Here is an 18,190-nt window from a genome sequence, read left to right as displayed (position 1 = left end):
ACAGATAAATTTAGAAAGAAATAGAGAAAATGATACAAACAATTTTAAGCTATGCATGGCAGTACATCACAAATCCGAAACTGGTGATTGCGCTTTCGATTCTGGTTGCGCTCGTTTCTTCATATAGTGTAGTGCCGCGTCAGTACTTCTTTATGATGGTTGCAGCTTACATTCTTGGATTGGTGATTTACGGCATCTACTGGTTGATCCAGCGCCGTAAACATGCAGAACAAGGTGAAGCATTGGCTGAAGCGATTCAACAAGACACCACTGCTGAATATGGAAAACAAAAAGATAAAGAAGAATTAAATCTGATCAATCAGCAGATGAAAGATTCGATCCAATTGATTCGTAAGTCTAAATTGGGTGATAAAAGTGGTAACGCAGCACTCTATGAATTGCCTTGGTATATGGTGATTGGTAACCCTGCTGCGGGAAAAAGCTCGGCAATTTACCATTCTGGACTAAAATTTCCCTTTGAAGAGACCCATCAAAAAGTGGTGTCTTCAGGACTTAGTGGTACCCGAAACTGCGATTGGTTTTTCTCAACAGAAGGGGTCTTGCTGGATACAGCTGGTCGATACTCTGTATATTCTGAAGACCATTCAGAATGGTTAGGCTTTTTAAATATTCTGAAAAAGAACCGTTCTAAAGCACCGATCAATGGCTTAATTGTGATTGTTAGTGTGGCTGAGTTGGTTAGTCAAAGCCCTGAAAAATCAATCAAATTGGCGAAAAGTTTAAGAGCACGTATTCAAGATTTAACTGAACGTTTAGAAATTTTTGCACCAGTTTATTTGGTCTTTTCTAAAATGGATTTGATTGCAGGATTCACTGAATTTTTTGAATGTTATGAATCTGCTGAGTTTGATCAAGTGTGGGGCGCGACCTTACCGTATGACTCTGAATCATCACAGAATGCTGTAGAACATTTCGAGAAGCACTACAATATTTTATATGATGGATTAAAAGGGGTCAGTACTACCCATTTAAGTCGTCGTCATGCGCAAAATATTTCGCCAAGTGTGATGACTTTCCCTCTTGAATTTAAGACTTTAAAACCTGTATTAAAAACGTTTATTGGTACTTTATTTGAAGAAAATCCGTATCAGTTTAAACCTGTCTTCCGTGGCTTTTACTTTACCAGCGCTTTACAAGAGGGCGTGATAGAAAGCCCGATGACCGAACAGATTGTTGATGATTTTCAGCTGACTAAAATCCCCAATAGCGAACATGGTATTCCACAAAATTCAATTTCTCAGAATCATGGCTATTTCTTAAAAGGGCTATTCTCAGAAGTCATTCTCAAAGATAAAAACTTAGTTAAACAACATATTAACCCGACCACAAAGCGTAAACGTTATTTGGCGTTTATTGCATCATTATTGGGTGTTTCCATCATTTTAGGTCTATGGGTATGGTCTTATCGTAATAACCAACAATTGATTGCAGATGTTCAGGCCGATTTAAATAAAGTTGTGCAAATGGAGCAAACTTCGGGTCAAGAGCTCTCTACCCAAATCGATGCTTTACTGATTTTGCAACAACGTTTAGAGCAATTGGATGATTTTGATCAGCATCGCCCATTGAAGTTTTCGTTTGGTCTATATCAAGGCAATGACTTAAAAGAAAAATTAAAAGCTGAATATTTAAAAGGTGTGAAACAAATTGTTTTAGCGCCGAGTCAGCAAAACATTGCGCAATATTTACAGCGTGTAAAAGGCAATGAGCAGACGCTTAAACAAAATCATGTCAATGTAGAAATTAAACAAGCATCTTCGACACAGATTGCATCAGAACCTTCTGATACCAATCCACAAGATGCCTACAATGCGTTAAAAGCCTATTTGATGATGAGCAATCCACAATATATGGATGCGAGTCATTTAAGTGACCAAGTCACTCGTTTCTGGCGTTCATGGTTAGACACCAATCGTGGACAAATGCCACGTGGCGAAATGATTCAAAAAGCTGAAAAAATATTGAGCTACTCAATGACTTTAGCCAATGATAAAAAGTTTCCAGTGTTAGAGTCTGATGCGCAATTGGTCGATCAAACCCGTCAAGTGTTGCTCTCTGTTGTACGTGGAATGCCTGCTCGAGATCGCGTTTATAATGAAATTAAAATGCGTGCGGCTGTTCGATTCCCTGCGGTGACGGTAGCGCAAATTGTCGGTGAAACCAATCGTAATGTTATGCTCGGTGGTTATGCATTGCCTGGTATATTTACCCAAAAAGCATGGGATGAATATGTCGATAAAGCGATTGAAGAAGCTGCGAATAAGCCAACAGATACCAAAGATTGGGTGCTGAATAGTACCCAGTCAGATGATTTAACTTTTAGTGGTAGTCCTGACCAAATTCGTAAACAGTTGACCCAGTTGTATAAGCAAGAATATATTGCTGAATGGAAGAAGTTTATTAATGCTACCCACTATGCAAAAGGCGCTGATTTTGTTCAGCAAGCCAAGGTCATGGATGTGTTGGGTGAGCCACAAAACTCTCCAATCCGTACCTATATTGACCGTGTTGCAAAAGAAACCAGTTGGGATAATCCAGTCGTTCAAGCTGAACTTGCTGCACCACAAACTGGCTTTATTGCTTGGTTTAAGCGTAAAGTTTTAGGTCAAGGTAAAACGGATGATATCCAACGTGCATCTAATCAAGCACAAGGGCAGATTTCTCAACAATTCCAAGTATTCTACCAATTGGTCCGTAAACGTGATGATTTACAGGACAAATCACTGCTGGATGATTATTTACAGAATATGGCGCAAGTCAGAAGTAAGCTGAATGATCTACGCAGTGCAGGTGACTTTGGTCCAAGTGCTTTGGCCTTAGCGAAACTGACCATTAATGATCAAAGTTCAGTTTTCAACACCACTCAAAAAGTCGTCGATGAAAAATTGACAGTTGGTTTGGGTGAGTTAGATCAGCAAATGGTTCAAAAATTGTTGGTGAGTCCATTAACGCAATCTTTCGACAGTTTGTTGACCCCAGCACAGGACGAAATTAATAAACTTTGGACCTTGCAGGCTTTCCAACCATTTAGCCAAACACTTTCGCAAAAAGTTCCATTTAACTCTTCTGGAACGATTCAAGCGACCAGTAGTGAAATTGGCCAAATTTTTGGTGATAACGGCAGCATTTCTAAATTTGTAAAAGAAACCCTTGATCCATTTGTTATTCGTCGTGGTTATACGTTGTCATCGAAGACATGGAAAAACATGGGTATAGGTTTAAATCCTGAATTCGTGATGAATTTTGAGCAGTATACTACCCCAATTAATGGTGCTTCTGCGGGAGCAACAGGTGGTGCTCCAGTTGCAGCCAATCAGTCAAATTTCCAATTCTATCCAATCCCGAACAATAAATTATTGTCCTATACCATTGATATTGATGGGCAGCGTTTGGTTTATGAAAATGGCATCCAACAATGGGTTAACTTCATGTGGCCAAATCCTGGTGCAATACCGGGAGCACGCATTACGGCAATCGATTTAGATGGTCAAACCCATACTATATTTGATGAGCCGGGTGAATATGGGATCAATAAATTAATTGATAGTGCACAACGCAAGTCATTAAATGGAAGCTTTGAAATGACATGGGCAAGCAAACAAAACAGTGATTTGTTTGTGAAACTTCAATTCCGTTTAATTAGTGGTAATGCTTCAAATCCAATTGGTTCTAATCGTGGCTATGTTGGATTAAAACTGGTTGATCGAGTTACAAGTCCTAAAGCACCATTGGTTGTTGCAGCACAGGCAGCACCTGTTACCGTAAGTGCAAACTCACCAGCGGCTTCACCATTTGGCGGTACGACTGCACCAACAGCAGCTGCACCTAAGCCTCAGACAACCGCACCAGTAAGCCCAACAGCGGCACCTGCTGGCAATGCGGCAAATGCTGCTGGAAAAGGAGTGGCTCAATGATTCAAGGGAACGATTTGACGCGAGGGATTAAAGTATGCAAACGATAAAGTCTACACCGTTGTATTATGGAAAATGTCCCGCACGTGGTGATTTTCTGAAAACAAAAGGGCAATATTCATTGATTCAAGTGATTGATCAATGGATTACGGAAGCTTTAGAGCTTGCAATGCGAGAAGAAAATTTTAATCAAGCTTATGAATCATTAGCACCTTTAGACTTCTTTATCGCAAACCCTAAGGAAAGAATGTTTCTTGCGGCAAATATGGTGACCAGTGAAGACAGTTCTGGTCGTCAATTTCCAATGGTTTTAAGCCAGTTATTAGAAGTTGACCACCCTTTTCAAAACTTACTCTATGCGCCGTTTAAATATAAACCTGTATTGATTGATTTATTTCAAAAAAATAGAAACATCCGAACCATTCGTGATCCTGAAGTATTGATCAATAAGCTGGGTGAAATTGATCATGAAATACAGGTCTTGCCTGAATTAAAAACGCAGGATTTTTTTGAAAATCATACCATGCATTCATTTGCACAAATGATGAAGATCACACCTTATGAATTGGCGCAGAGTATGCTGGGTTTGGGCTTATTGTTACAGCCTGTGCTTAAACACGGTACCAGTAAGTTATCTAAGGTGCTTATTTTACCGATTAATAATCATAATTATTGCTATGAAATTGCCGCATTCTGGGTCAACTTAATCGGACGCTTTTTAGAAAAAAGTAATACAGAGATCTTGATTGGTATTCTTCACCAAGAGTCTCCAATTTTATTATTTGGATTCCAAGGGGCAGATATCACGGCTTTAAGTAATATTTTCACTCAAAATATGCAAAATGATCATTGGGTATCTTTGGTCAAACCATTATGGATTGATGCCTATTTGGAACAGAATGCAGGTCTAGCAGCACTTGAACAGTCTTTATGCGAACGTCAATTGAGTCTGGTTCAAGGCATGAAAATTTTTAGACAAACATTTATAGATGAATAATGATATGAAAAATAAACAAGTCAAAATATTGAAAAAATTTGCGCTTATTTCTAGCTTATTTTGTTCATTCAATGTGTTTGCTGCACCGATTGTGGTTGAAGGTGCTGTGCCGAATGACATGACCAAACAAGCAATCTTGGCGAAATTAAAAGCGGTTTATGGTGATGATCAAGTTGTTGATAAAATCCAAATTCGAGCCGTATCCGCACCAAATGGCTGGAGTGATTCGGTTACACGTGTGATTACCCCAGATTTAAAGAAGATTAGCCAAGGTAAGCTTTCTGTACGAGGTACGCAAGTTGAGTTGGTTGGGAAAATGGGTGTGCAAACTGATATTCAGCCAACCACCAGTTTATTCCAATCCTTAGTTCAGCCACCTTATCGATTTAATTCTCAAATTTCAGTGAATGCTGCTGAGCAATCTGTGATTGATAATGCCCTAAAAAATCGAATTATTGAGTTTGAATCTGGCAAAGCTGTACTTACCCCAACAGGTACACAAATCTTAGACGAGATGGTGGTTGCATTAAATAAAGTCCAAGGTAAAAATGTTAAAATTGTGGGGCATACTGACAGCCAAGGTAATCCACAAAAGAATCAGGATTTGAGTTTGCAACGTGCTGAAGCGGTGAAGCAGTATTTAACGACGAAAGGCATTGCACCGACTCGTTTAAGCACAGCTGGTCTAGGTTCAACCAAACCGGTTGCTGATAATGCAACTGAAGATGGGCGTAAAAAGAACCGCCGTATTGAGTTCGATGTTTTATAAATTTTTTATTCCATAACAAAACAATAAAAGGTAGGCACTATGGCACTTCCATATATCACGTTAGGGTCACCCACGACAGGTGGTGGAAAAATTATTTCTGCACAGTCTTCTTTTCTGATTGATGGTAAAGCGATTGCGTGTGTAGGCGATAAGGCGACTTGTCCCAAGCATAAATGTGTCGCCAGCATTGTTGCAGGTGATAATCATATGTTGGTGATGGGAAAGCCTGCTGCTCAGCATAATTCACCTTTATCTTGCGGATGCAAATGTATTGGTGATCAGTCATTAACAGTTGGGCAAAATTAAATAGTTCAGCGTATAAAAAAAGCCCCATCATCCTGACGGGGCTTTTTCGTATTGGTTCGCTAGGTAAACTCCTGTTCTACCTCACTTCCTGATGTACAGACCGATTATTATTGTTTTATGTCTGGGAAACTTCCTGTTCCCTATGACTATAGAATAGGGGATTTGCTTCAACTTCCCTAGCCGTCAATGCATGCAAGTGATGTAAGCTAAAGCGTACAATGTGATTTTAGACATTGGCATATTGGATGAGTTTGTTTACCACAGACTTGACTGCTTTATTATCAAACTCATTTCCCTCAAAGGTTTCACTCTTACCACGTTGCCCAATATCTCGCAGTTCAATGACTGCATTAGAGTCAATCATGCCAATAAAAGCACAGACTTGTTTGATTTGATCAATTGAACGTGAACCGTTGGTACCGCCATAACTGACAAAAGCCGAAGGTTTGCTTTGCCATTCTTTATAAACGAAGTCGATGGCATTTTTCAGTACGGGACTATAGCCGTGATTGTATTCTGGGGTAATGAAAATAAACGCATCTCCAGAAGCAACTTTTTTCGCCCATTCTTGCTGTTTGGGCTGATCATAGATTCCTGAGGCGGGTGAATTTTTCCCGGCAAAGAAAGGTAAATCCCATTCTTTTAAATCTACAATTTCAACATTGAGGGTACTAAAGTCGAGTTTTTGGATTTCTTTAAGCAACCATTCTGCGACTTTAATGGCAACACGACCTTCTCGAATACTGCCCACGATGATTTGGATATTCATTTATTTTCATCTCTATTTTTTCTATTAAAACATTATGCGCAATCAAGGTCATAGGTACAGTAGTGATTTGTATATGATTTTAAAATTTTGAGTTAACAATAAGATTGATCAGGATTTGAATTTCCATTCTAATAAGTAAAATTTTAATTCTGAATCGATATGAAAGACGACATTGCACTGATTATGGCTTTACCCAATGAATCTAAAGGGTTATTTGAACAAGCAGGTATCACTGTCCACTATAGCGGGATTGGCAAGATTAATGCAGCCTATAAGGCATTCGATGTTATTCAAAAAACCGGCTGTAAAACCATACTGAATTTAGGTAGTGCAGGAAGTTCTTTCTTTGATGCCCATGAGTTGATTGAGGTAAAAACCTTTGTGCAACGTGATATGGATGTTTCCCCACTCGGTTTTGATGTGGGCGTTACGCCAATGGATGAGCATTTTCCACGCGAAATTCATTTAGAATCATATTTTCCACATTTAGCGCAGGGTGTTTGTGGTACTGGGGATAGTTTTGAAACAGGACAACCCAAAGTGAGCTGTAACTTGGTCGATATGGAAGGCTATGCACTGGCTAAAGTCTGTAAAAAATTAGCTGTGCGTTTCATTTCGATTAAATACATTACAGATGGTGCAAATGACACCGCACATTTAGATTGGGAAGATAATTTATTATTGGGTGCGCAAAAGTTGTTAAAACTATATCAGTCTATTTATTAAAGACTTAGTTTGTTTGAGTATTATATAAAGTTTAAAATTGAGTCTTGGCGACCATAGAACTCTATGGCCGTTTGCCAAAATAACCAATAAGTATATTGGATGATTAATTGCGCGGTAACACACCATATAAAGTCATATGGATTGTATGTTCAATTGCGCGTTGACACATACTTTTATTACGCAAAGTTTTACCAGTCACCATTTCGATTTGAGTACTAAAGTCTGCATAATTTTGAGTCAATGCCCAAATATTAATAATCAGCAACTCAGCATCGATTTGATCTGATATTTTACCTTGCGCCTGCCAGTTTAAAATCACTTTGGCTTTACGTTTAAAGAGCTTTTTAAGCGGGCCTTTGAGGATCGGTAAAATATGTGGTGCGCCTTGAATCACTTCTAATGCAAAAAGTTTTGAAGCTTTAGGCTGAGTTCTAGAGATTTCAATTTTGGTCATGATGTAATGTGACAAAGCTTCTGTCGGTTCCAATTCTGACTCAAGCGACTGCAACGGTGCTAACCATTTCTGCATAACTGTCGTTAGCACTTCAACATATAAGGCTTCTTTATTTTCATAGTAGTAGAAAATATTGGATTTATGCATATCTGCTAATTGAGCGATTTCATCTAGACTTGCGCCGTTGAAACCATAGACAGAAAATACGTCAAGTGCAGCATTGAGCAGCTGCTGGCGTTTTTGAGCACTCTTTTTTTGTTCCATCGCATCTTTAATCGAAAAACTGATTATTAAATTGTACGGTAAAATGTTTGATTTGTGCACAGAAAGCAGCATTATTTTGGTATATTTCTGATAAATAATGATGAAGTTTTATTATTAAGTCGATCGTAGATCCCTATTATCTAATTTTGCACTAAACTGGAGCAAATCTTATTTTAAAATTCTGTCAGTTATGACTTAATATTTAAATTTTGTGACATTTTTTAGTATAAGGTTAATTTTTGAGTTAATTTAAAAATTAGATAATCTTAAATAGCATGATTTAATTTTCATTTAAGAAAACTGACTTTCTTTAAAATACCCAGCTCATTTTTAATCAATAGAAACAGTTGAAAACTTAAACATATTTGTGACAGCGAACATTTTCTATCCGATCAAAACGACAAAATATTCGATTTAATTATTCAAGATCAGCAACATGGTTCCGCAAGGTTGGGGTTTGTTGGCATTTCATAAATGGTTTGCGTTGTAGGTTAAAATTGAGCATGAGACGTATACGTCGTAAAGCATGAATGAGAATAGCGAGACTATTTTCGAGTTTCATAACGAAGACTGAGATAATTTTAGCCACAACCCTGAGCAAGAACAAAGCACTGCTTTGTTTGCAGCGCAAGGCGCAGCGGGGGACTTGTGTGTTTTTTGCCGCTACTTCGTTACCTTGCGAAACGATGTTTCTCATCATTTAGAATGACTAAATTTCGTATTTCGCACCTAGTATCGACTAAAAAATACACGTAGTCGCAAACATAGACGAATTGTCAGCAAACCCTAATATGTAAAGACAAAAATATTCTGCTCGACAATACCTTGCGTTACGAACAAAAGGGTATTTTGTTGCTGTTCATGTCGCAAGCACAGCGCTAAGTACCTGTTGTTCAAGTTCTGCAAATGCCACACCTTTTTGACGTGGACGTGGTAAATCGACTTGAAACTGTTGTGCAATATGCCCTTTATCCAAAAGAATAATACGATCTGCGAGTTGAACCGCTTCACTGACATCATGGGTAACAAGGATGGTGGTAAAGCCTTGTTCTAACCATAACTTTTCAATTAAATTCTGCATCTCTAGTCGCGTCAATGCATCTAAAGCACCTAAAGGTTCATCCAGTAATAAGACTCGTGGTGTATGTGACAAAGCACGAGCAAGTGCCGTTCGTTGACGTTGTCCACCAGAAAGCTGTGATGGCCAAAGTCCAGATTTCTCCTTTAATCCGACCTTTTCTAATAATTGCTCAGCTTTAGAAAATTGGTTTTTGGCTAGACCCAATTGCACATTTTTTAGAATACTTTTCCATGGCAATAAGCGTGGATCTTGGAACATCACCCGAATATCATCTGCAATGATCCCTTCACGGAAATTTAATAAAGATTTAAATTTGATTTCACCATAACTGGGTTGTTCTAAATCGGCAATTAAACGCAGTAGGGTACTTTTACCACAACCACTACGTCCCACAATTGCAACGAATTCACCTGCTTCAATGTTTAAATCTAAGTCCTCAAGAACTTTAACTTCGCCATAATATTTATGCAGTTGTTCGATCGAAATTTCGGCACCAATTTTTGCTTGTTGTTCTTCAATAATCTCGGCTGGTGCCACCAAGTCATTGGCATATTGGCTAATGCTTAAATCGGTCATATCAGACTCCTATTTTTGATAACCTGCGTGCCAACGCAATAGGTATTTTTCTAAAAATTGTGCAAAAACATCGGCAAGTTTGCCTAAAAGGGCATACAGCAAGATACCCACTAGCACGATATCTGTTTGTAAAAACTCACGCGCATTCATGGTCATATAACCAATTCCAGATTGTGCGGAAATTGTTTCTGCCACAATCAGCAGTACCCAGACCAACCCCAGTGAAAAGCGTAAACCCACTAAAATTGAAGGCATTGCGCCCGGTAAAATAATGTCTTTATACAATTGCCATCTGCTTAACCCATAGCTTTTTCCCATTTCAATCAATTGAGGATCAACTGAACGAATCCCATGATAGGTATTGATATAGATCGGGAAAAACACACCAACAGCCACTAAAAAGAGTTTTGCAGATTCATCAATTCCAAACCATAAAATAACCAATGGAATCAGCGCCAACGCTGGAATATTTCGGATCATTTGTAAGGTGGTATCCAATAAGTTGGATGCAACTTTTGATGAACCATTGAGCAGTCCCAAAAATAGACCGAGCCCACCACCAACTAAGAGGCCAAGTAGCGCACGTCCAGCACTGACTTTGACGTGCTGCCAAAGCTCACCGCTGACTAAAAGTGTCCAAAACGCAGAGACTACCGCTGTCGGTGCAGGTAAAACACGGCTTTCAAGCAATCCTGTTTTAGACGCAATTTGCCAAATGACAATCAGTAAAATCGGCACAATCCAAGGCAGCAAACGCTGCCCAATTTGTTTCGTTCCACGTGAAACGGCAGTGCTTTTGGCTGGAGTAGCATTGTTAATTAAGGCATTCATGCAGGCTCCTGTAATGGTTTTTTATTTTCTTCAGGGGTATAGTTATTGGCAACGATTTCGCCAAATGGTCCCGTCAAATTAGGTTGCGTGAGTTTCTTGCGTGTTTCCAACGGCAGTAATGGGAATACCAGTTCAGCAAAGCGAATGGATTCTTCTAAATGCGGGTAACCTGAGAAAATAAAGGTATTGATACCTAAATCAGCATATTCTTGGATACGATCTGCAACAGTTTGTGGATCACCGACCAAAGCCGTACCTGCACCACCACGAACGAGTCCAACTCCTGCCCAAAGATTTGGCGATACTTCAAGCTTACTACGATCACCATTATGTAGTTCAGCCATACGGCGCTGACCAACGGAATCCATTTGTTTAAATTTTTTCTGTGCAGCTGCGATCGTCGCATCATCTACATATTGGATCAGTTCATTGGCAGCTTGCCATGCTTGTTCATTGGTCTCACGAACAATGACATGTAAACGAATACCATAATTAAGTTGACGACCTTTGGCATCGGCTTTTGCTTTTACTACTGCAATTTTTTCTTTGACCGCAGCAGGTGGCTCGCCCCAAGTCAAATAAGTATCAACTTGCTCAGCAGCCAATTCAATCGCATCTTCAGAAGAGCCCCCAAACCAGAGTGGTGGGTAAGGTGCTTGAATCGGTGGATAAAGCAACTTGGCATCATCTACACTTAAACGTTCGCCATGGAAGGTAAATGATTCACCGGTATGTGAACGTTTTAAAATTTCACGCCAAATCGTGGTGTATTCAGCTGCTGTTTTATAACGTGAAGCGTGGTCTTCGTATACGCCATCACCTTTCAATTCTTGCTCATCACCACCTGTAACGAGGTTGAGTAAAACCCGCCCATTGGATAGACGATCAAAAGTTGCAGCCATACGTGCTGCAAGCGCTGGTGTTGTTACGCCTGGACGTAACGCAACCAAGAATTTTAAATTTTTAGTCGCATCAATCAGGCTCGCAGCAGTAATCCATGGATCTTCACATGAACGTCCCGTGGGAATGAGTACACCTTCATAGCCCAAATTATCCACAGCTACAGCAATTTGTTTCATATAAGCATGGTCCACTTGGCGAGCACCTTTGCTTGTACCTAAATAACGACTGTCACCGTGAGTAGGAATAAACCAGAAGATTTTCATTTCATTCATCCTTAGAAAAATATTATTTCGCCGTCCAAACGGCTTGTTTGATATCAATGCTGTTTGGAATAATTTTGAGTTCGCTAAAACGATTGGCCAGCTGTTGTTGATCTGCAATCACTTTTGCTGAAAGCGGTGCTGCACCCGAAGGTCTTGGGCGTCGTTCAATAAAAGTTTGACTAACTTTCGGTTTTAAACCAGTGCTTTGCCCGATGGCTTGCGCTGTTGCAACACGATTGGCTTGTACCCATTTATCAGCAGTATTAATTTGCTGGATAATGCCTTTAACTGCTTGAGGATATTTTTTTACAAAATCTGGCGATGCCAAATAGAAGGTATAATTTGGACTTAAACCCTGCCCAGAGGCGAGGATACGCGCTTGATCTTCGACTTGAGCAGAAGCAAAGAATGGGTCCCAAATCGCCCAAGCGTCGACAGCACCTTTTTGAAATGCAGCGCGAGCATCCGCAGGGGTTAACCAAATTGGTTGAATGTCTGACCATTGCAAACCAGCTTTACGGACAGCTTGTACCAATAAATAATGCGCACTTGAGCCTTTTTGCAACGCAATACGTTTACCTTTCAACTCATTCAGTTTGGTGATTTTTGAATCTTTAGGCACTAAAATTGCCGAAGCCAACGGCTTGGCTGCTTCATAGGCAATGTAGTACAGCGGTTTATTCGCGGCTTGAGCATATACTGGTGGAGTATCGCCAGTGACACCAACATCCAACGAACCTACAGCAAGGGCTTCTAAAATTTGAGGGCCTGCAGGGAATTCATTCCAAGTGATTTTGGCATTTGGGAATTCTTTCTCATACAATTTCTGTTGTTTGGCGATTGCAAAATTAATAGAACTTTTTTGAAAGCCAATACGTAATTCTTTTACCGTTGGATCGATTGCCCACACAGAGGCTGAACCCAGCATTGCGCTACAGATCAACATCGTGGTCATGGCATGAGTCGTTGCATTGAACCATGAGGCTGTGTTTTGTTGTGCGATTTGCTGGGTCATATTGATGTCCTCTTTAACGGCGTTGTTGGCGAAATTAATTCGCTAAAACAGCTGCTTGAATGTTGATTTTATTGGGAATGAGTTTTTGTTGATAAAAAGCATCTGCGACAGCTTGCTGTTTCTTTACCACATCGTTAGAAATTGGAGTCACACCAAAACCCATACGAGAAATTGAGGTATTCAAAATATCAAGCGGTAAGCCTGTCGGTTTTTCTAAGAGTTTTGCCGCATCGGTTTGATGTTGAGACACCCACTGCGTTGTCGTATTCAGTTCATTGACCACAATTTTTAAAACATCGGGATGTTGTTCAGCAAACTTACGATCAGCCAAATAGAATTGGTGGTTATTGACCAAGTTTTGACCTGTCGCAATGACTTTGGCATTGAGTTGTTTTTCAGCAGCAGCAAAGAACGGATCCCAAATGACCCAAGCATCTACAGCACCTTTTTCAAAGGCAGCACGTGCATCAGCTGGTGGTAGGTAGACCACTTGAATATCATCAAGTTTTAAATGATTTGCTTCTAAAACTTTGAGTAAAAGATAATGTACATTTGAACCTTTATTCAAAACTACACGCTTACCTTTTAAATCTTGGACTGATTGAATGGCTGAATCTTTTGGCACAATTAAGGCTTCAGCTAAAGGTGCAGCAGGTTGATTGGCAACATAGACCAGATTTGAGTTTGCAGCTTGGGCGAAAATAGGCGGTGCTTCCCCAGATTCACCAAAGGCGACACTACCGACATTTAAACCTTCTAGCAGTTGAGGACCAGCAGGGAATTCAACCCATTTCACATTTACCCCTTTTTCCTTTAAGGCTTTATCTAAGTCGCCACGTGCTTTGATAATGGGCAAGACCCCATATTTTTGAAAACCGATATTTAAGGTTGTGGTTTCTTGCGGTTTTGAGCATCCAGTAAGCATCATGATGGTGGCAAGGCTAGCACTCATAAGGGTGATTTTTTTCCACGAAGGTTGAAATAAGCTCGCCATGAGTCACGATGCTCCTATAAAGTCAGAAAAAGGCATGAGCATCAGCTTAAAAGGCTTTGTATTTTCAAAAAAATAAGTTTTTAGTGATTGCTAATGAAAAAAACAGATAAATAATTAATTGCTAAGCTTAGCTATAAATGAGAAATATAAAGTGGATATTCTATAAAAATATAATGTTATAAGAATTTGAAAATTATGATGTTATTTGTATTATTCAATCGCCATATATAGATTCCACCCTCAAGAATAAGAAAATATTCTGCTTGATGGAATCTGTAGCGATAAGCTTAGCAGCAAATGTGATAATTGATTGAGAATAAAAAAATTCATCAATTTTAAGCAATTGATTTTTTAAACACCATCGAATTACGTTGATAGTTATACAGCGCTTGTCGCGCTTCGGGTAAATCATCAACATTGGCCAGTTCAAATCCATGCTCTAAGAACCAGTGTGCGGTTCGCGTGGTTAATACAAACAGTTGTTGAATACCCAATTGACGTGCATTTTCTTCTAGGAAATGCAAAATTTGGCTACCACGATTAGATTTGCGATAGCTTGGGTGTACGGCTACACAAGCAATTTCGGCCGATTGCACTTCATTGTCTGTTGATAGAATCGGGTAGAGTGCAGCACAGGCGAGAATTGTTCCATCTCGTTCAATGACGGCAAACTTTTCGATTTCATTTTCTAAACGTTCGCGTGAGCGATAGACTAAAATACCTTCATCTTCCAAAGGGCGTAATAGATTAATCAAACCGCCAACATCACCAATATTTGCCATACGAACTTCTTCATAATGGGCATCGGTGATCATGGTGCCATGTCCATCACGGGTGAAGAGCTCTTTAATCAATGCACCATCATCGCTATAGGAAAGCAGATGAACGCGATTTACGCCTTTTAGTGAGGCTTCTTTTGCATTGTGCAAATGCAAAGCGATTTCAAAATTTGAATCTTGGTATTTTTCAATATGCTTATCGAGTTGCTGCGGGGTAATTTCACGTCTCAATTGCCCATATTCATCCATTAAGCCTTGTTGATTGCCTAAAAAAATCAATTTATCGGCTTTGATATGAATGGCCGTTTTTGTCGCAACTTCTTCTGCAAGTAAGTTAAATACTTCACCCGTGGTGGAATACCCTGTAGAGCCAAGTAACACAATATTTTGATTGCCTAAATGGCCTTGAATGGCTTCAGTATCAATCGTGCGAACTTCGCCAGTGAGTTGGAAATCGACACCATCACGAATGCCATAGGGCTTTGCTGTGACAAAATTACCTGAGACCACATCAATGCGTGCGCCAAACATAGGTGAATTGGCTAGCCCCATAGACAATAAAGCTTCGATTTGTAGACGAATCGAACCAACGGCACTCATAACACAAGGCAGCGATTCACGTGTGGTGACACGACGGTTGATATGGATCGGGCTTTGAATTTTATTGTGAAGTAAGTTGGCAGTAATTTGCGGGCGAGCGCCGTGGACTAAAATGAGTCGTATGCCTAATGAATGCAGTAGCGCAATATCATGAATAATATGCTGAAAATTTTCATGTTCAACGGCTTCACCACCAAACATCAATACAAAAGTTTTACCACGATGGGCATTGATATAGGGTGCAGAGTGACGAAACCAATGCACGTATTCTTGCGTTGTGCTTTGTATTGTTTCTAAACTGTCGGTTTGCATGCCTATCTCAGTATTGATGATTGCGATACAGCGATTCTAAACAAAAATAGTGTAAGAATAATAGGGTCTGCTGACAATTCGTCTATGTTTGCGACTACGCGGTTTTTTAGGTGATACGAGGCACGAAATACGAAATTTAGTCATTCTAAATGATGAGAAACATCGTTTCGCAAGGTAACGAAGTAGCGGCAAAAAACACGCTAGTCCTGAAAGGTTGTAGCTAAAATTATCTCAGTCTGCGTTATGAAACTCGAAAATAGTCTCGCTATTCTCATTCATGCTTTACGACGTATACGTCTCATGCTCAATTTTATTCTACAACGCAAGCCATTTATGAAATGTCAACAGACCCTAATCAATAAAAAAAGCACTCGAACGTGGGAGGACGAGTGCAAAAGGGTCATATGAGTGTTGCGATTCAGATTGGATTATTGAGTTAAAAACCAAATATTTTAAGGATTACTGTTTATTGAAATGACATAATCTAGTCTTTTCATTTTGAACAATTTACAGAAGATATTTGCCTTTTTAGCTAATTCAATAATTAACCAGTTCAGATTAAATCTAATCGTAAAATATAGAGAAACTATGGAGATATAAATGAAAGTATGTAGTTTATTTATTTGCCCAATCAATTAGATTTTAATCATATTCTCAAAATGTGAAAAAACCCAAGCTGAGTTGGGTTTAAAAGTTAAAATATAGACATTAACCAATCACACGAATAATACGATTATTTCGCTCATTTACCAGCACATAATCACCATTTACTTTATACCATTGCTGATATCTTCCAGGTTTAGGTAACTGACGGTAGTTTTTATAATTGACATGATAACGCGATGAATTGAATTGAGCCGGGAAGTATTGCCCTGAGCGCCAGCGCTGACTCGAATTTACTCGGTTGTCATAACGGTTGTTGTTATTCCAACGATTGTCATATTTATGATCCCAATGGCTTTGTTGATAACGATTGTGATCATTTCGATGATAATCATGCGGTGCAGCCATCGCAGACGTTGCAATCAGCGCACTCATTGATAAAGCCAGTGTCGTTAAGATATTTTTCATTTGATTCACCTGAATTGAACTTTTGTCCTTTGATCTAATCAAATTACTCAATAATTTGAGATAAACGGTGAGCAAGATTTAGGTGAATTGTGAAATGTATGAAGACTTGATGAAGAGGCCCATTGGTTTTTTTCTTTTCATAAATAAAAAAGCCCAAAAAAGAATTTGGGCTGTAAATATTGTAGTTTGGATATTATCGAATCACACGGATAATATGGTGATTGCGCTCATTAACCAGTACATAACGACCATCTACTTTATACCAGCGTTCAAATTTAGCTGGTTGATGCAGGTTTTTGTATGCACGATAATCATTTACGTAATAGCGATTGTCATGATAACGATCAGGTAAAATGACACCTTCTCGCCATTCAAATTTTTCATGTGATGCAACAGGGCGATGATTTTGACCATGATCCCAGTCAGCCATTGCTGAAGTAGCAACTAAGGCACTGAGTGATAGTGTGATTGCGCTTAGAACTTTTCTCATTTGAATCGACCTTTTCAGACGGATGCTTTATCCGATCATTCAAATTACAATTTAAGTTAAGATAAAAAATGGAGAAATATCATCTAATTGTCAATTTTATGGAGGTTTCTAGCGTTTTTTAAAAACAGATTGTGAAAGCTGAAATTTAGACAAAAAAAAGCTCAAACAAAAAGGTGTTTGAGCCTATGAAACCAAAATATTAAAAAAACTACATTCCTCGGATATTCACAATATTATTATTGTCTGAGTCGACCAAGATATAGTCATTGTTAATCTTATACCACTGTTGATTACGTGAAGGTTTTGGAAGATTTTCGTCTTTATAATCAACTTTATAACTATTACCACGATAATGCTGTGGCATTACATAACCCATTTGCCATTTGTGCTGTTGCAAACGTTTTACACCACGTTCTTCACGTTCACGACGTTGTTCTTGAATGTTGTCATCGTCATTACCACGATCACGATGATTGCGTCCACGATCTCCACGATCACTTTTGCCACGATCAAAACCATTGTCATTGTCAAAATGAGGACCTGCACTGCTGATCTGAGCCGTCAACAGCGTTGATAAAGAGATGGCGATGATCGCTAAAATCTTTTTCATAATCGTCCTCGCTTATTCGATATGTTTATTTTGACCTTACTACTGTACTGCTAAATTGCAGAGAAACTGTGAAGAAAGTTCAGTTTTTCATTTAAAATGACAGACATAATAAAAACATATTTATGTAAAAGTGAAAAGGGTTATTGCAAAGCTTTGAGCTGTAATGCATCGCAGCAAATTTTTTTAAGCGGAATAGGTGACTAAAAAATGTAAATATTTATGAAAATAAACTTGCATGCAGGCTTAGAGAGATGACCCCGCTATAAATTGAGCCTGAATGATTAATACCACTGCTGATTCATCTGCTTTAAACAATTGATTGCTTTAATCATCTCTTTAGCTTGATGGGCATCATCTAAGGCCTCAATAAACTGATTTGGAAGTTGTAATTGTTCGATAGAACGAATCATCTCTACTTTATGTTTTAAATCTTTCATTAAAAACGCCT

Annotated in this window: 16 protein-coding genes and 2 pseudogenes; 6 read left to right on the top strand and 12 right to left on the bottom strand. The window is 39.0% G+C overall.

The window, feature by feature from the left end; genetic code table 11:
• Nucleotides 1–32: 32 nt before the first annotated feature.
• The 5 genes and pseudogenes from tssM (at nt 33) to M2R48_RS20825 (ending at nt 6,004) form a co-directional block, all read left to right on the top strand.
• On the top strand, nt 33–3,935 hold the full coding sequence (tssM, locus tag M2R48_RS20840; protein ID WP_262087548.1) for a type VI secretion system membrane subunit TssM: 3,903 nt from the start codon (nt 33–35) through the stop codon (nt 3,933–3,935).
• A gap of 34 nt (nt 3,936–3,969) precedes the next feature.
• Nucleotides 3,970–4,366: pseudogene (gene tagF, locus M2R48_RS21630) on the top strand (type VI secretion system-associated protein TagF); the annotation flags it as partial.
• Between the two features lie 71 nt (nt 4,367–4,437).
• Nucleotides 4,438–4,929, top strand: a pseudogene (locus tag M2R48_RS21625) (type VI secretion system-associated protein TagF); the annotation flags it as partial.
• A gap of 4 nt (nt 4,930–4,933) precedes the next feature.
• Entirely contained in the window at nt 4,934–5,698 is a 765-nt protein-coding gene (locus M2R48_RS20830; protein WP_392389720.1) for an OmpA family protein, read from the top strand.
• 39 nt (nt 5,699–5,737) lie between these two features.
• Nucleotides 5,738–6,004, top strand: coding sequence for a PAAR domain-containing protein (locus tag M2R48_RS20825; RefSeq protein ID WP_004723549.1), 267 nt, complete (start codon nt 5,738–5,740; stop codon nt 6,002–6,004).
• Nucleotides 6,005–6,230: 226 nt separating this feature from the next.
• Here M2R48_RS20825 and M2R48_RS20820 read toward each other — a convergent pair whose 3' ends face one another.
• Nucleotides 6,231–6,773 (bottom strand): NADPH-dependent FMN reductase, encoded by a 543-nt coding sequence (locus M2R48_RS20820; RefSeq protein WP_004723548.1) that lies wholly within the window; start codon nt 6,771–6,773, stop codon nt 6,231–6,233.
• 159 nt (nt 6,774–6,932) lie between these two features.
• Here M2R48_RS20820 and M2R48_RS20815 point away from each other — a divergent pair, with 159 nt between their 5' ends.
• Complete coding sequence (locus tag M2R48_RS20815; RefSeq protein WP_262087388.1) at nt 6,933–7,499, top strand: 5'-nucleosidase; 567 nt, start codon at nt 6,933–6,935, stop codon at nt 7,497–7,499.
• A gap of 103 nt (nt 7,500–7,602) precedes the next feature.
• Here M2R48_RS20815 and M2R48_RS20810 read toward each other — a convergent pair whose 3' ends face one another.
• The 11 genes from M2R48_RS20810 to M2R48_RS20760 form a co-directional block, all read right to left on the bottom strand.
• Nucleotides 7,603–8,217, bottom strand: coding sequence for a TetR/AcrR family transcriptional regulator (locus M2R48_RS20810; RefSeq protein WP_016539535.1), 615 nt, complete (start codon nt 8,215–8,217; stop codon nt 7,603–7,605).
• An 859-nt stretch (nt 8,218–9,076) separates the two neighbouring features.
• Nucleotides 9,077–9,874 (bottom strand): ATP-binding cassette domain-containing protein, encoded by a 798-nt coding sequence (locus tag M2R48_RS20805; RefSeq protein ID WP_262087387.1) that lies wholly within the window; start codon nt 9,872–9,874, stop codon nt 9,077–9,079.
• A gap of 9 nt (nt 9,875–9,883) precedes the next feature.
• On the bottom strand, nt 9,884–10,705 hold the full coding sequence (gene ssuC / locus M2R48_RS20800; RefSeq protein WP_239044664.1) for an aliphatic sulfonate ABC transporter permease SsuC: 822 nt from the start codon (nt 10,703–10,705) through the stop codon (nt 9,884–9,886).
• Entirely contained in the window at nt 10,702–11,871 is a 1,170-nt protein-coding gene (ssuD, locus tag M2R48_RS20795) for an FMNH2-dependent alkanesulfonate monooxygenase (RefSeq protein WP_004723543.1), read from the bottom strand. Before ssuD ends, ssuC begins: the two co-directional genes overlap by 4 nt.
• A 22-nt stretch (nt 11,872–11,893) precedes the next feature.
• On the bottom strand, nt 11,894–12,826 hold the full coding sequence (locus M2R48_RS20790; RefSeq protein WP_085942780.1) for a sulfonate ABC transporter substrate-binding protein: 933 nt from the start codon (nt 12,824–12,826) through the stop codon (nt 11,894–11,896).
• Nucleotides 12,827–12,920: 94 nt separating this feature from the next.
• Nucleotides 12,921–13,880: a sulfonate ABC transporter substrate-binding protein gene (locus M2R48_RS20785; protein WP_004823603.1), complete on the bottom strand. Its 960-nt coding sequence runs from the start codon at nt 13,878–13,880 to the stop codon at nt 12,921–12,923.
• 335 nt (nt 13,881–14,215) lie between these two features.
• Nucleotides 14,216–15,571: an amino-acid N-acetyltransferase gene (gene argA, locus M2R48_RS20780; protein WP_262087386.1), complete on the bottom strand. Its 1,356-nt coding sequence runs from the start codon at nt 15,569–15,571 to the stop codon at nt 14,216–14,218.
• A 708-nt stretch (nt 15,572–16,279) separates the two neighbouring features.
• The gene (locus M2R48_RS20775; RefSeq protein ID WP_262087384.1) at nt 16,280–16,642 is read right to left on the bottom strand and encodes an RcnB family protein; all 363 of its coding nucleotides are present in this window, start codon (nt 16,640–16,642) and stop codon (nt 16,280–16,282) included.
• Between the two features lie 193 nt (nt 16,643–16,835).
• Nucleotides 16,836–17,132: an RcnB family protein gene (locus tag M2R48_RS20770; protein WP_004723538.1), complete on the bottom strand. Its 297-nt coding sequence runs from the start codon at nt 17,130–17,132 to the stop codon at nt 16,836–16,838.
• A gap of 208 nt (nt 17,133–17,340) precedes the next feature.
• Entirely contained in the window at nt 17,341–17,742 is a 402-nt protein-coding gene (locus tag M2R48_RS20765; RefSeq protein WP_262087382.1) for an RcnB family protein, read from the bottom strand.
• A gap of 281 nt (nt 17,743–18,023) precedes the next feature.
• Nucleotides 18,024–18,179, bottom strand: coding sequence for a hypothetical protein (locus M2R48_RS20760; RefSeq protein WP_262087380.1), 156 nt, complete (start codon nt 18,177–18,179; stop codon nt 18,024–18,026).
• Nucleotides 18,180–18,190: the final 11 nt, after the last annotated feature.

Origin of the sequence: Acinetobacter sp. I-MWF (genome assembly GCF_025433935.1) — a bacterium.
GTDB classification, from domain to species: Bacteria; Pseudomonadota; Gammaproteobacteria; order Pseudomonadales; family Moraxellaceae; genus Acinetobacter; species Acinetobacter guillouiae.
The sequence above is the reverse complement of the archived record's forward strand: the minus strand, read 5'-3'. Positions and strand labels throughout refer to the sequence as shown.

Bases quoted from the DNA above. Each gene is read 5' to 3' on its own strand.
- M2R48_RS20830 (WP_392389720.1), top strand. From the start codon at position 4,934: ATGAAAAATAAACAAGTCAAAATATTGAAAAAATTTGCGCTTATTTCT.
- M2R48_RS20825 (WP_004723549.1), top strand. From the start codon at position 5,738: ATGGCACTTCCATATATCACGTTAGGGTCACCCACGACAGGTGGTGGA.
- M2R48_RS20820 (WP_004723548.1), bottom strand. From the start codon at position 6,773: ATGAATATCCAAATCATCGTGGGCAGTATTCGAGAAGGTCGTGTTGCC.
- M2R48_RS20815 (WP_262087388.1), top strand. From the start codon at position 6,933: ATGAAAGACGACATTGCACTGATTATGGCTTTACCCAATGAATCTAAA.
- M2R48_RS20810 (WP_016539535.1), bottom strand. From the start codon at position 8,217: ATGGAACAAAAAAAGAGTGCTCAAAAACGCCAGCAGCTGCTCAATGCT.
- M2R48_RS20805 (WP_262087387.1), bottom strand. From the start codon at position 9,874: ATGACCGATTTAAGCATTAGCCAATATGCCAATGACTTGGTGGCACCA.
- ssuC (WP_239044664.1), bottom strand. From the start codon at position 10,705: ATGAATGCCTTAATTAACAATGCTACTCCAGCCAAAAGCACTGCCGTT.
- ssuD (WP_004723543.1), bottom strand. From the start codon at position 11,871: ATGAAAATCTTCTGGTTTATTCCTACTCACGGTGACAGTCGTTATTTA.
- M2R48_RS20790 (WP_085942780.1), bottom strand. From the start codon at position 12,826: ATGACCACGATGTTGATCTGTAGCGCAATGCTGGGTTCAGCCTCTGTG.
- M2R48_RS20785 (WP_004823603.1), bottom strand. From the start codon at position 13,880: ATGGCGAGCTTATTTCAACCTTCGTGGAAAAAAATCACCCTTATGAGT.
- argA (WP_262087386.1), bottom strand. From the start codon at position 15,571: ATGCAAACCGACAGTTTAGAAACAATACAAAGCACAACGCAAGAATAC.
- M2R48_RS20775 (WP_262087384.1), bottom strand. From the start codon at position 16,642: ATGAAAAATATCTTAACGACACTGGCTTTATCAATGAGTGCGCTGATT.
- M2R48_RS20770 (WP_004723538.1), bottom strand. From the start codon at position 17,132: ATGAGAAAAGTTCTAAGCGCAATCACACTATCACTCAGTGCCTTAGTT.
- M2R48_RS20765 (WP_262087382.1), bottom strand. From the start codon at position 17,742: ATGAAAAAGATTTTAGCGATCATCGCCATCTCTTTATCAACGCTGTTG.
- M2R48_RS20760 (WP_262087380.1), bottom strand. From the start codon at position 18,179: ATGAAAGATTTAAAACATAAAGTAGAGATGATTCGTTCTATCGAACAA.